This window comes from Vibrio sp. F13, assembly GCF_020806305.2.
In the GTDB taxonomy this organism is placed as follows: Bacteria; Pseudomonadota; Gammaproteobacteria; order Enterobacterales; family Vibrionaceae; genus Vibrio; species Vibrio crassostreae_C.
On record NZ_CP170175.1, the window covers coordinates 2,241,223 to 2,254,108 of the forward strand.

The 12,886-nt window shown below is 45.6% G+C and carries 12 protein-coding genes; all 12 read left to right on the forward strand.

The features are described 5' to 3' along the window. Positions 1-10 precede the first annotated feature (10 nt). The 12 genes from relA (at position 11) to rpoS (ending at position 12,825) form a co-directional block, all read left to right on the forward strand. Positions 11-2,233, forward strand: a complete 2,223-nt coding sequence (gene relA, locus LMH68_RS10465; protein WP_017063212.1) for a GTP diphosphokinase — start codon at positions 11-13, stop codon at positions 2,231-2,233. A gap of 207 nt (positions 2,234-2,440) precedes the next feature. Beyond that, a complete protein-coding gene (mazG, locus tag LMH68_RS10470) occupies positions 2,441-3,238 on the forward strand; it encodes a nucleoside triphosphate pyrophosphohydrolase (protein WP_137001308.1) in 798 nt (265 codons plus the stop codon). A gap of 150 nt (positions 3,239-3,388) precedes the next feature. Continuing rightward, a complete protein-coding gene (locus LMH68_RS10475; RefSeq protein ID WP_017063214.1) occupies positions 3,389-5,029 on the forward strand; it encodes a CTP synthase in 1,641 nt (546 codons plus the stop codon). An 81-nt stretch (positions 5,030-5,110) separates the two neighbouring features. Then, positions 5,111-6,409 (forward strand): phosphopyruvate hydratase, encoded by a 1,299-nt coding sequence (gene eno / locus LMH68_RS10480; protein WP_413755055.1) that lies wholly within the window; start codon positions 5,111-5,113, stop codon positions 6,407-6,409. A 401-nt stretch (positions 6,410-6,810) separates the two neighbouring features. After that, positions 6,811-7,092 (forward strand): cell division protein FtsB, encoded by a 282-nt coding sequence (ftsB, locus tag LMH68_RS10485; RefSeq protein WP_010435786.1) that lies wholly within the window; start codon positions 6,811-6,813, stop codon positions 7,090-7,092. Further along, entirely contained in the window at positions 7,092-7,793 is a 702-nt protein-coding gene (ispD, locus tag LMH68_RS10490) for a 2-C-methyl-D-erythritol 4-phosphate cytidylyltransferase (protein WP_017059032.1), read from the forward strand. Before ftsB ends, ispD begins: the two co-directional genes overlap by 1 nt. Before the next feature lie 2 nt (positions 7,794-7,795). Beyond that, positions 7,796-8,275: a 2-C-methyl-D-erythritol 2,4-cyclodiphosphate synthase gene (gene ispF, locus LMH68_RS10495; RefSeq protein ID WP_004739053.1), complete on the forward strand. Its 480-nt coding sequence runs from the start codon at positions 7,796-7,798 to the stop codon at positions 8,273-8,275. 22 nt (positions 8,276-8,297) lie between these two features. After that, positions 8,298-9,344, forward strand: coding sequence for a tRNA pseudouridine(13) synthase TruD (gene truD / locus LMH68_RS10500; RefSeq protein WP_229648156.1), 1,047 nt, complete (start codon positions 8,298-8,300; stop codon positions 9,342-9,344). 81 nt (positions 9,345-9,425) lie between these two features. Then, positions 9,426-10,169, forward strand: a complete 744-nt coding sequence (surE, locus tag LMH68_RS10505; protein WP_017059030.1) for a 5'/3'-nucleotidase SurE — start codon at positions 9,426-9,428, stop codon at positions 10,167-10,169. Next, on the forward strand, positions 10,170-10,796 hold the full coding sequence (locus tag LMH68_RS10510) for a protein-L-isoaspartate(D-aspartate) O-methyltransferase (protein ID WP_017059029.1): 627 nt from the start codon (positions 10,170-10,172) through the stop codon (positions 10,794-10,796). Positions 10,797-10,831: 35 nt separating this feature from the next. Then, positions 10,832-11,746 (forward strand): murein hydrolase activator NlpD, encoded by a 915-nt coding sequence (nlpD, locus tag LMH68_RS10515; RefSeq protein ID WP_229648155.1) that lies wholly within the window; start codon positions 10,832-10,834, stop codon positions 11,744-11,746. Between the two features lie 98 nt (positions 11,747-11,844). Further along, positions 11,845-12,825, forward strand: coding sequence for an RNA polymerase sigma factor RpoS (gene rpoS, locus LMH68_RS10520; protein ID WP_017059027.1), 981 nt, complete (start codon positions 11,845-11,847; stop codon positions 12,823-12,825). Positions 12,826-12,886: the final 61 nt, after the last annotated feature.

Below are 12,886 nucleotides of genomic sequence, written 5' to 3' on the forward strand. Positions count from 1 at the left end.
GGAAGGCACGATGGTTGCGGTACGAAGCGCACATTTAAACCCAAGCGAACAGTTTGAGCTAGAAAGTTGGATTGCGTCATTAAAGCAAGACGCAAAAACCTCGAATAAACTGAACAAAGTTTATCGTCACTGTGAAGAGCTATTAAAAGATCACGAGCAAGCATCACTCTTGCTATGGCGTGGACGCGAGATGATTGAAATCTTGGTCACGCTGTCGATGGATCGTGCAACATTAGTCGCAGCACAACTCTTCCCAGTGGTATCAAGTGGCGTTTTTGAACGCGAAGCCTTCGAAGAAAGCTACGGCAAAGAAATCGTTAAGCTGATTGACGGCGTTGAAGAAATGGCGGCCTTGGGCCAGCTAAACGTGACCCTTGAAGGCAGTGCAGCCTCGGGTCAAGTCGATAACGTTCGTCGCATGCTATTAGCAATGGTTGATGACTTCCGTTGCGTAGTCATCAAGCTAGCGGAGCGAATCTGTAACCTTATTGAGGTGAAAAAGGCACCTGATGCTGTGCGTCGTGCGGCAGCAAAAGAATGTTCTAACATCTATGCACCACTGGCTAACCGTTTAGGTATCGGCCAACTTAAGTGGGAAATCGAAGATTACGCATTCCGCTACCAACAACCAGATACCTACAAGCAGATTGCGAAACAGCTGTCTGAACGTCGTATCGTACGTGAACAATACATCACAGATTTCGTTGATGATTTAACCGCAGAAATGCAGCGTTCAAACATCAATGCTGAAGTGAGTGGCCGACCAAAACACATCTACAGTATCTGGCGCAAAATGCAGAAGAAAGGCTTAGCCTTCGATGAGCTTTTTGACGTACGAGCAGTACGTATTATCGCTGACCAGCTGCAAGACTGTTACGCCGGCCTTGGGGTGGTACACACTAAATACAAGCACCTCCCGAGCGAATTTGATGATTATGTGGCGAACCCTAAGCCAAATGGTTACCAGTCGATTCATACCGTAGTACTTGGCCCTGAAGGCAAGACCATTGAGATTCAGATCCGTACTAAGCAAATGCACGAAGACTCTGAGCTTGGTGTGGCGGCGCACTGGAAGTACAAAGAAGGAGCTTCAAGCGGCCGTAGTGGCTACGATGAGAAAATCACTTGGTTGCGTAAACTTATCGACTGGCAAGAAGAGATGTCGGACTCTGGCGAGATGCTGGATGAGGTACGCAGCCAAGTCTTCGATGACCGTGTATACGCATTTACTCCACGTGGTGACGTGGTCGACTTACCAATGGGCGCAACCCCGTTGGATTTCGCCTACCACATCCACTCGATGGTCGGACACCGCTGTATCGGTGCCAAAGTAGCGGGGCGTATCGTACCGTTCACTCATAAACTATCGATGGGCGATCAAGTTGAGATCATCACGCAGAAAGAGCCGAACCCATCTCGTGACTGGTTAAATCCAACCACAGGTTTTGTTCATTCTGGTCGAGCTCGAGCGAAAATCAACGCTTGGTTCCGCGCACAAAGCCGTGAGAAAAACCTAGAAGCGGGTCGTGATATCCTGGAAGTTGAGCTAGCGAAAGTAGGCGCAACCCTAAAAGATGCTGATCAATACGCACTAAAACGCTTTAACGTGAATACGCCAGACGAACTCTATGCAGGTATTGGTAGTGGCGACTTGCGTATTAACCAAGTGGTTAATCACATCAATGCGCTAGTGAATAAGCCAACGGCGGAAGAAGAAGACAAGAAAGCGCTAGAGAAACTGCTTGAGTCGGAAAACAAGCCTGCACAACAGAGTCGTCCGAAGAAAGATGCGGTAGTGGTTGAGGGCGTTGATAACCTAATGACGCACCTAGCGCGTTGCTGTCAGCCAATCCCAGGTGATGTGATTAAAGGTTACATCACTCAAGGTCGTGGTATCTCAGTGCACCGCGCTGACTGTGAACAGCTAGGCGAGCTAAGCGTGCATGCGCCAGAACGTATCATTGATACCGTTTGGGGTAATGGCTTTGTCGGTTCATACATCCTAACGCTGCGTGTTGAAGCGCTAGAACGTAATGGCTTGTTGAAAGACATCACCTCACTGTTCTCGAATGAAAAGATCAGCGTGACCACAATGAAGAGCCGCATCGACTACAAGCGTCAGCTATCGGTAATGGATTTCGATTTGGAAGTGACCAATATTGAAATTCTGAGTCGCGTTACCAGCCGAGTAGAACAAATCAAAGATGTTATGTCAGTCAAAAGGTTGGGGTAGGCCAAAATACTATCCACGTCATTCCCTACAGTGAGGGACGAACGTGATAGGGAATCTCGTAAAGCGATTTGAGATCCCCAACTCGCTCATACTTCACTCTTGGAGATGACGAAAAATAGAAAGGTGAGTGGTTTTGGCTGCTCACCTTTTTTAGTTTTAAGAAAAGAATTAGATTAAAACAATCAAACAGAATAATAGGAAAGCACCATGAGCCACCCGATTGAACAACTAGAACAAATTATGACTAAGCTGCGCGATCCAGAAGGTGGCTGTCCTTGGGATTTAAAACAAAATTTTGAAACAATTGTCCCGCATACTATCGAAGAGACGTACGAAGTGGTGGATGCGATTCACAACAAAGATTGGCCGAACCTACAAGAAGAGTTGGGTGACTTGTTGTTTCAGGTGATCTTCTATAGCCAGTTAGCGAAAGAACAGGGGTTGTTTGAGTTCTCTGATGTGGTTGATGGCATTAACGAAAAGCTAACACGCCGCCATCCGCATGTGTTTTCTGATACCGAGTTTGCGAGCGATGAAGAAATTAATGCCAACTGGGAAGCTGAAAAAGCCAAAGAAAAAGCTCAGGCAGGCAAAACTCAAGAAAGTATTCTAGACTCAATACCAAACTCTCTACCTGCGCTTTCACGTGCTACAAAGATTCAAAAACAGGTAGCGAAATATGGCTTTGATTGGGACTCTATTGGCCCAGTGGCTAATAAGGTTTTAGAGGAAGTCGATGAGGTGCTGGAAGAGGCACTTCAAGTGACGCCAAATGAAGATTTGGTTGAAGAAGAGTTGGGAGACTTGCTGTTTGCGACGGTCAATTTGGTACGACATTTAGGTAAAAACCCAGAATCGGCACTCAATAAAGCCAATCTCAAGTTTTCGCGTCGCTTTAAAGGGGTGGAACAAAAAGTTCGTCAGCAAGATAAAAATTTGACTGACTTTTCACTACAACAGCTTGATTCCATGTGGGATGAAGTCAAAGTGGCGGAGAAAAGATAACCAAAGCTTTTATCATGAATTGATTTGAAGCAAAAAATAAAAAATAGCAGTGTGATAGATTTCACGTTGTGGCGATAAGGGGCTTCTGGTATATTTTCATCCCGTCCAGAAGTAGTCCATTTCCCTCATTCAACCAATTTCAGGTTAAACATGACGACAAATTACATTTTTGTTACTGGCGGGGTTGTATCCTCTCTAGGTAAAGGTATTGCTGCAGCATCTCTTGCAGCTATTTTAGAAGCTCGTGGTCTTAAAGTGACCATGATGAAGCTTGACCCTTACATCAACGTTGATCCAGGCACTATGAGCCCGACTCAGCACGGTGAAGTGTTCGTTACGGAAGATGGCGCTGAAACAGACCTTGACCTTGGTCACTATGAGCGATTCATTCGCACCAAGATGACTAAGCGTAACAACTTCACTGCAGGTCGTGTTTACTCAGACGTACTAGCAAAAGAGCGTCGCGGTGATTACCTAGGTGCAACTATTCAGGTTATCCCACACATCACTAACTCTATCAAAGAGCGTGTAATTTCTGGCGCAGCTGGCCACGATATCGCGATCGTTGAAGTTGGTGGTACGGTTGGTGATATCGAATCTCTACCATTCATGGAAGCGATTCGTCAGCTAGCAGTAGAACTAGGCCGTGAACGCGCAATGTTCATGCACCTTACTCTAGTGCCATACCTAGCAGCTGCGGGCGAAGTGAAAACTAAGCCAACGCAACACTCTGTAAAAGAGCTACTGTCTATTGGTATTCAGCCAGACATCCTAGTTTGTCGTTCAGACCGCAACATTCCTTCGAACGAGCGTAAGAAAATTGCTCTGTTCTGTAATGTGCAAGAAAATGCAGTTATTTCTATGCGCGATGTTGACTCTATCTACAAGATCCCTCAGCTTATTAAAGCTCAAGGTACTGATGAACTTGTATGTAAGCGTTTCGGCATCACAGCTCCAGAAGCAGACCTGTCTGAATGGGAACAAGTAATTTACGAAGAAGCTAACCCAACGGGTGAAGTGACGATTGGTATGGTTGGTAAGTACATTGAACTACCAGACGCATACAAATCAGTAAATGAAGCGCTAAAACACGCGGGCTTGAAAAATCGCCTAAGCGTTAATATTAAATACGTAGATTCACAAGACGTTGAGTCTCGTGGCGTAGAAGTTTTAGAAGGCCTAGATGCAATCCTAGTTCCTGGTGGCTTTGGTGACCGTGGTGTTGAAGGTAAGATTCTTGCTGCTCAATACGCTCGTGAAAACAAAGTACCGTACTTAGGTATCTGTCTAGGTATGCAAGTAGCACTTATCGAGTACGCTCGTAACGTTGCGAAAATGGAAGGGGCACACTCTTCTGAATTCTGTACTGAAACTAAGTACCCAGTTGTTGGTCTTATCACTGAGTGGACTGATGGCGAAGGTAAAGTTGAAGAGCGTACAGAAACATCTGACCTTGGCGGCACAATGCGTCTTGGTTCACAGCTTTGTCACCTAGCGAAAGGGACGAAAGCTTACGAATTATACGGTAGCGCGACGATCCATGAACGTCACCGTCACCGTTACGAAGTGAACAACAATCTTCGTCCACAAATCGAAAAAGCGGGCCTAAAAGTATCGGGTCTATCTGCGGACAAGAAACTGGTTGAAGTTATTGAGAACCCGAACCACCCATGGTTCGTTGCTGCTCAATTCCACCCAGAGTTCACTTCAACACCTCGCGATGGTCACCCATTGTTTGCAGGTTTCGTTAAAGCGGCTGGTGAGTTCCAGCGCGGCGAGTTAGAGAAGTAAAAAGGAATACAGGTAGCTGCGTAAGTTGTGCTGCTACCTTTAAATTTGACATTTATATATTCAACGAGAAGGAAACATTCAATGTCTAAGATCGTTAAAGTTCTAGGTCGTGAAATCATCGATTCACGTGGTAACCCAACTGTAGAAGCTGAAGTACACCTAGAAGGCGGTTTCGTAGGTATGGCTGCTGCTCCATCTGGCGCATCTACTGGTTCTCGCGAAGCTCTTGAGCTACGTGACGGCGACAAATCACGTTTCCTAGGTAAAGGTGTTCTTAAAGCTATTGAAGCTGTAAACGGCCCAATCGCTGAAGCTCTAGTTGGTACTGACGCTAAAGCACAAGCTGACGTTGACCAAATCATGCTTGACCTAGACGGTACTGATAACAAGTCTAAGTTCGGCGCGAACGCTATCCTAGCTGTATCTCTAGCTAACGCAAAAGCTGCTGCTGCTGCGAAAGGCATGCCTCTATACGAGCACATCGCTGAGCTAAACGGTACTGCTGGTCAGTTCTCTATGCCTCTACCAATGATGAACATCATCAACGGTGGTGAGCACGCAGATAACAACGTTGACATCCAAGAGTTCATGATCCAACCAGTTGGCGCTAAAACTCTTAAAGAAGGTCTACGTATCGGCGCTGAAGTATTCCACAACCTAGCTAAAGTTCTTAAGTCTAAAGGCTACAGCACTGCAGTTGGTGATGAAGGTGGTTTCGCTCCTAACCTTAAGTCTAACGCTGAAGCTCTAGAAGTTATCGCAGAAGCTGTTGCAGCTGCTGGTTACGAACTAGGTAAAGACGTTACTCTTGCTATGGACTGTGCAGCATCTGAGTTCTTCGACAAAGAAGCTGGTATCTACAACATGAAGGGCGAAGGTAAAACTTTCACTTCTGAAGAGTTCAACCACTACCTAGCTGAGCTAGCGAACAACTTCCCAATCGTTTCTATTGAAGACGGTCTTGACGAGTCAGATTGGGATGGCTTCAAGCACCAAACTGAACTTCTAGGCAACAAACTTCAAATCGTTGGTGACAATCTGTTCGTTACAAACACTAAGATTCTTGCTGAAGGTATCGAGAAAGGCGTAGCTAACTCTATCCTTATCAAGTTCAACCAAATCGGTTCTCTAACAGAGACTCTAGCTGCTATCAAGATGGCTAAAGACGCTGGCTACACTGCAGTAATCTCTCACCGTTCTGGCGAAACTGAAGATGCAACTATCGCTGATCTAGCGGTAGGTACAGCTGCAGGTCAAATCAAAACTGGTTCTATGAGCCGTTCTGACCGTGTTGCTAAGTACAACCAACTTATCCGTATCGAAGAAGCTCTAGGTTCTAAAGCTCCTTACAACGGTCTTAAAGAAGTTAAAGGTCAATAATTCGTCCTATTTGGCACTGTAGCTGCGTTAACTGCAGAAGATTCACTAAGTCACATAGGAAACTATGCTCCATAGCTGAATCTTCTTTGTTGCCTTGCTACAGCACCAACTAGTTAGAATTATGCACTAATACTTTTGAATGCCTCGCTTATGCGGGGCATTTTTTTGTCTGTAGAAAACTGAATGAAAGAAGCTCTAGGCTCTAAAGCTCCTCCTTGTCACATATAAAGTTCGTCATTCCCTAGACTGACGAAGGAAGGAGTAGGGAATCTCATTGTTTTCCTGACAATGACTCCCCGACTTATTGATTCCCTGACACCACATATCTCGCACCAATAAGCTCATTATGGTATATATGTGCCTTATTCTAGTTCCTTCTTTTTCAACCGGCGAAAGGTGTTATGCGAATTTTTGCTTTAGTACTGCTCATAGTGTTTGGCTGGCTACAACACACACTGTGGCTCGGTAAAAATGGTATCTCTGATTACTACGGTGTGAACAACGAAATCCAAGTTCAACAGCAAGTAAATGAAAAGCTGCATATTCGAAATGCAGAAATGTTTGCTGAAATTGACGATCTACGCCAAGGCTTAGACGCGATAGAAGAACGCGCACGTCATGAACTTGGAATGGTCAAAGAAGGTGAAACGTTTTATCGCATCATTGGTGAGGAATCCCATTAATGTCGACTCAACTTCAAAGCGTGATTGCCGTTGTACCTGCGGCGGGCGTCGGTAGCCGAATGAAGGCAGACCGCCCTAAGCAATATCTCAAGATTCACGACAAAACAATTTTAGAGCACACCATTGAGAAATTACTGTCTCACCCACAAGTCGCTCAAATTGTCGTTGCGATCAGCGATGATGACCCATACTACCCTGATCTTGCACTCAACCTGAACCCGCAAGTGATCAGAGTGTCAGGCGGAAGCGAGCGAGCGGACTCTGTACTCTCTGCGCTAAACTATATCGCTGAGCAGCAGCTTAGTGATTGGGTAATGGTTCACGATGCGGCAAGGCCGTGTGTTCAGCTAAGTGATATCGACAAGCTAATTTCCGGCGCGATGAGCCATGATGTGGGCGCTATTTTAGCGGCTCCAGTTCGTGACACGATGAAGCGCGGTGCCCAAGGGCAGATCGAGCATACCGTTGAGCGTGCCGATTTATGGCATGCACTTACGCCGCAAATGTTCAGAGCAAAGCCTCTGTGGAAGGCATTAAGTGAGGCGTTGCAACAAGGCGCTTCAATTACTGATGAAGCCTCAGCCTTTGAATGGAAAGGTTTATCGCCCGCTTTAGTGGCAGGGCGTTCAGATAATTTTAAGATTACTCAGCCTGAAGATTTAGCGCTTGCTGAGTTCTATTTAAGTCAGAATAAGGAATAATGATGATTCGTATTGGCCATGGCTTTGATGTACATAAGTTTGGTGGTGAAGGCCCGGTAATTATTGGTGGTGTAAGCATACCCTACGAGCAAGGTCTTATTGCACACTCAGACGGTGATGTTGCCCTTCATGCGTTGTGTGACGCTCTATTGGGTGCGATTGCTGCGGGTGATATTGGTCGTCATTTCCCTGATACCGATGACGAATGGAAAGGTGCGGATAGCCGTGAGCTACTGAAAGATGTTTACCGTCGAGTAAAAGAACAAGGTTACGTGATTGGTAATGCCGATATTACTATCATGGCGCAAGCTCCAAAGATGGCGCCTCATATAGACTCTATGTGCCAAGCTATTGCTCAAGACCTAGAAACCAGCATTAGCAATGTGAATGTAAAAGCGACGACCACTGAGCGTTTAGGTTTTACAGGTCGCAAAGAGGGCATCGCATGTGAAGCGGTGGTCCTAATTACTAAAAGTGCGTAAGCACCAACACGAAAAGAACAGCATGTCAGATATTTTATCTTCATTGGCTTATCTAAACGGTAAACCAACTGCGAAAGCAAAACTAAAAGCAAAAGCCGAACACTTTGTCGTTAATGAAGACTTGGGTTTTGAGTTTGCTGGTGAAGGCGAGCACCTAATGGTTCGTATTCGTAAAACTGGTGAAAACACGAGCTTCGTAGCAAACGAGCTGGCTAAAGCTTGCGGTGTTAAGTCGAAAGACGTGAGCTGGGCGGGTTTGAAAGACCGCCACGCTGTGACAGAGCAGTGGTTGAGCGTTCACCTACCGAAAGGTGAGCCTGAATTTTCAGGGTTCTTAGCACAATACCCAAGCATTGAAATCTTAGCGACAGCGCGACACAACAAAAAGTTACGTCCAGGCGATTTAGTTGGCAACCAATTTGAGTTGACCTTGTCTGAAGTAACGGATTGCGATGATGTGGTCAAGCGTTTGGAAAAAGTCGCTCAAGTGGGCGTGCCAAACTACTTTGGTGCTCAGCGTTTTGGCAATGAAGGTAACAACCTATCTGAAGCTCGTCGTTGGGGCCGCGATAACGTTCGTACTCGTAACCAGAATAAGCGCAGCTTGTACCTTTCTGCTGCTCGTTCGTGGATTTACAACCTGATCCTTTCAGACCGTATTGAGCAAGATGCGTTTGCATCAGCATTGGTTGGCGATATCGTGGTGAAAGACGGTGCTCAACTGGCAGTAACAGCAGACAACATTGAAGCTGTAAACCAAGACATTGCGAACGGTTCTGCTTTGATAACTGTTGCTTTGGCTGGCGATAATGCCTTACCAACGATTGATGAGTCTCAAGCTCTAGAACAGAAACACCTTGATGCTGAACCGGATCTAATGGCTCTGATTCGTGGTAACCGTATGCGTCATGATCGCCGTGAAGCGTCACTGAAACCAACAGACTTAACTTGGGAAGTGAACGAAGATAATGTCACGCTTAAGTTCTCTCTTGATGCGGGTTGTTTCGCAACAGCGATCGTTCGCGAATTGGTTGAAGAAGTACACGTAGAGAGAACCTACGAGCAATAACGATTCTGCTTGGAGCTGAGTCACTTGATATTGGAATTTAAGTGACTTGGCTTAGCATGGGAACAAAAGAAAGGATACAAGATGAAGATTTTACTCAGCAATGATGATGGTGTGCACGCTCAAGGTATTCATGAGCTGGCAAATGAGCTACGTGATCTTGCTGACGTTATCATTGTTGCCCCTGACCGTAATCGCTCGGGTGCGTCAAATTCATTAACTTTAGAACAGCCTCTGCGTGTTCAAGAGATTACTGAAAATACCTATTCGGTACAAGGAACACCGACCGACTGTGTGCATTTTGCGTTAAACGAACTGCTAAAGAATGACATGCCTGATCTGGTATTAACGGGCATTAATCACGGTGCTAACCTGGGTGATGACGTGCTTTATTCCGGCACGGTGGCTGCAGCAATGGAAGGGCATTTTCTAGGCGTTCAATCGGTAGCGTTTTCTCTGGTGGGAAAAAAACATTTTAAGACAGCGGCAGCGATTGCTCGTCGTATTGTCGAACAACATTTAGCAAACCCAATCCCGACCAACCGCTTGTTGAACGTAAACGTTCCTGATTTAGCCTTAGAACAATTGTCTGGTACTCAGGTGACGCGCTTAGGTGCTCGTCATCACGCTGAAGATATGATCAAGCAAAAAGACCCGCGTGGTCACGATATCTATTGGCTTGGCCCTCCGGGTAAAGAGCAAGATGCCGGTGAAGGTACCGATTTTTACGCGATTGAGCATGGCTTTGTGTCGGTAACACCGTTGCAGGTTGATCTGACGGCGCATGAGTCGTTGGGTGCGATGGCAACATGGTTAGGGGAGAAGTAAGTGAGTAATCCGCAAGCTGAGCGTTTAATTACTTTCCTGATTGAAAATGGTATTCAGGATCAAAAGGTTCTTGATGCGATTTACCAACTGCCGAGAGAGAGCTTTTTATCACAGGCGATGTATCACCAAGCCTATGATAATAATGCGCTGCCTATCGGTCAGGGTCAGACAATCTCACAGCCATACATTGTTGCTAAAATGACAGAGCTACTTGAATTACAACAAGATAGCCGTGTCTTGGAGATCGGAACGGGTTCTGGTTACCAAACTGCGGTATTGGCTCAACTTGTTGATCATGTGTATTCGGTTGAAAGAATAAAGTCGCTACAATGGGATGCCAAGCGTAGGTTGAAGCAACTCGATTTCTACAATATCTCAACTAAGCACGGTGATGGTTGGCAAGGTTGGTCTTCAAAAGCCCCTTTTGATGCGATTATTGTCACCGCCGCTGCAGAGTCGATTCCTCAAGCGCTTCTGCAACAGCTGAAAGATGGCGGTCGTTTACTGATTCCTGTCGGTGATGACGAACAGCAACTATTGAAGATCGTTCGACACGGCGATGAGTTTTTATCGAGTGTTATCGAAATGGTGAGATTTGTACCTCTTGTTCCTGGTGAACTAGCTTAATAACAAGATTAATGGTGTAGGTGGATAGAGAGTCGATGCGTTCGAAGTTGTTTAAAGGAAGTACTTTACTGCTTAGCTGTGCCCTTGTTGGGTGTGCAGCGAATTCGCCTGCGCCGGTTTCAAGCCTTAACAAGAAATACTCATCGATTGATCGTGGTAGTTATCGCGGCAGTTACTATGAAGTGAAAAAAGGCGATACGCTTTATTTCATCGCTTATGTGACCAATAAAGACGTCAATGACCTCGTCAGCTACAACAAATTGTCTGCGCCTTATACTATCCACCCCGGGCAGAAGCTTAAGTTGTGGCGTCCTAGCTACAATGCGCCAGCGTATGGTAAATCAACGGTAGCGGCAGCAGCAGTTGCTGCGCCTGTCGCGGCATCGACAACGTCATCTGCGGCAAGTAAACCTAAAACCACATCGCAACCGAGCAAAAACTCTAAACCGGCTCCAGCTCAAACTACCACCAAAGTGGTGAAAAAAGATCCACCAAAGAAGGTTGAACAATCCAAATCAAAGGAGTATGTTGGTTCTAAAGGTAAACAGAATGTTACACCGCCCACCAAACCAACAAGTGATAAAGTATCCAAATGGTTATGGCCAACTAAAGGGAGAGTAATCAAGAGTTTCTCTGTAGGCGAACAAGGAAATAAAGGCATAGACATAGCAGGACAGCGAGGTCAGCCAATAGTATCTACTGCAGGGGGAACGGTTGTTTATTCGGGTAATGCACTACGAGGCTACGGCAATCTAGTGATTGTGAAGCACAATGATAATTACTTAAGTGCATACGCGCACAACGACCGACTATTAGTATCTGAAGGGCAAAGTGTGAAACCAGGGCAGAAGATTGCAACAATGGGAAGCTCTGGAGCCAGCAGTGTTAGGCTGCACTTTGAGATTCGTTACCAAGGTAAGTCCGTTAATCCAAAACGATATTTACCTTAAATACAATATGCAAAAATTACGTATTGTATGGAGTGACATAGTCATTTAGCGACATATGAAGTTGTAATGTCATGCTAATTTCGCCAGGGGGAGGCGTTATGAGTATAAGCAATGCAGTAACCAAAGAAGAGTTCGATCTTGACCAAGCAACCACGGAACCGGAAGCTCTTGGAAAAGCAAAACGAACAGTCACTAAGAAAACCGAAGCGAAAGAAGAAGTTGAAGTTACGTCTAAAAGTTTAGATGCCACTCAACTCTACTTAGGCGAAATTGGTTTCTCACCACTACTAACCGCTGAAGAAGAAGTGCTATATGCACGTCGAGCTCTACGCGGTGATGAAGCAGCACGTAAACGCATGATCGAAAGTAACCTGCGTTTAGTGGTAAAAATTTCACGTCGTTATAGCAACCGCGGCCTTGCACTTCTCGATCTAATCGAAGAAGGCAACCTAGGTTTGATTCGCGCCGTAGAGAAGTTTGATCCAGAGCGTGGCTTCCGCTTCTCAACTTACGCGACATGGTGGATTCGTCAAACCATTGAACGTGCGTTAATGAATCAGACTCGCACTATCCGTTTGCCAATCCATGTTGTGAAAGAGCTGAACATCTACCTACGTACTGCAAGAGAGCTATCACAAAAGCTTGACCATGAACCAACGGCAGAAGAAATTGCTTCTAAGTTAGATAAGCCGGTTGGTGATGTGAGCAAGATGCTTCGTCTAAACGAAAGAGTGAGCTCTGTTGATACGCCAATTGGTGGTGACGGTGAGAAAGCGCTGTTGGATATTATTCCAGACATCAATAATTCAGATCCTGAGGTTTCAACTCAAGATAGCGATATCAAGAACTCGTTGATTTTCTGGCTTGATGAGCTGAATCCTAAGCAGAAAGAGGTGCTTGCGCGTCGCTTTGGACTACTGGGTTATGAACCGTCAACATTAGAAGAAGTGGGCCGCGAAATCAGCCTGACTCGTGAACGTGTTCGTCAAATCCAAGTTGAAGGTCTTCGCCGTCTACGTGAGATTCTTATCAAGCAAGGTCTGAATATGGAAAACCTGTTCAACGTAGAAAACGACTAATTGAACGGATGATGCTTCTCTAAATAGAAGACAAATAAAAACGCTGACTTTAAGTCAGCGT

What these genes read in the sequence shown, in the direction of transcription:
- mazG (WP_137001308.1), top strand. Translation starts at nt 2,441, where the DNA reads ATGAGCCACCCGATTGAACAACTAGAACAAATTATGACTAAGCTGCGC.
- nlpD (WP_229648155.1), top strand. Translation starts at nt 10,832, where the DNA reads ATGCGTTCGAAGTTGTTTAAAGGAAGTACTTTACTGCTTAGCTGTGCC.
- LMH68_RS10475 (WP_017063214.1), top strand. Translation starts at nt 3,389, where the DNA reads ATGACGACAAATTACATTTTTGTTACTGGCGGGGTTGTATCCTCTCTA.
- eno (WP_413755055.1), top strand. Translation starts at nt 5,111, where the DNA reads ATGTCTAAGATCGTTAAAGTTCTAGGTCGTGAAATCATCGATTCACGT.
- ispF (WP_004739053.1), top strand. Translation starts at nt 7,796, where the DNA reads ATGATTCGTATTGGCCATGGCTTTGATGTACATAAGTTTGGTGGTGAA.
- relA (WP_017063212.1), top strand. Translation starts at nt 11, where the DNA reads ATGGTTGCGGTACGAAGCGCACATTTAAACCCAAGCGAACAGTTTGAG.
- truD (WP_229648156.1), top strand. Translation starts at nt 8,298, where the DNA reads ATGTCAGATATTTTATCTTCATTGGCTTATCTAAACGGTAAACCAACT.
- ispD (WP_017059032.1), top strand. Translation starts at nt 7,092, where the DNA reads ATGTCGACTCAACTTCAAAGCGTGATTGCCGTTGTACCTGCGGCGGGC.
- ftsB (WP_010435786.1), top strand. Translation starts at nt 6,811, where the DNA reads ATGCGAATTTTTGCTTTAGTACTGCTCATAGTGTTTGGCTGGCTACAA.
- surE (WP_017059030.1), top strand. Translation starts at nt 9,426, where the DNA reads ATGAAGATTTTACTCAGCAATGATGATGGTGTGCACGCTCAAGGTATT.
- rpoS (WP_017059027.1), top strand. Translation starts at nt 11,845, where the DNA reads ATGAGTATAAGCAATGCAGTAACCAAAGAAGAGTTCGATCTTGACCAA.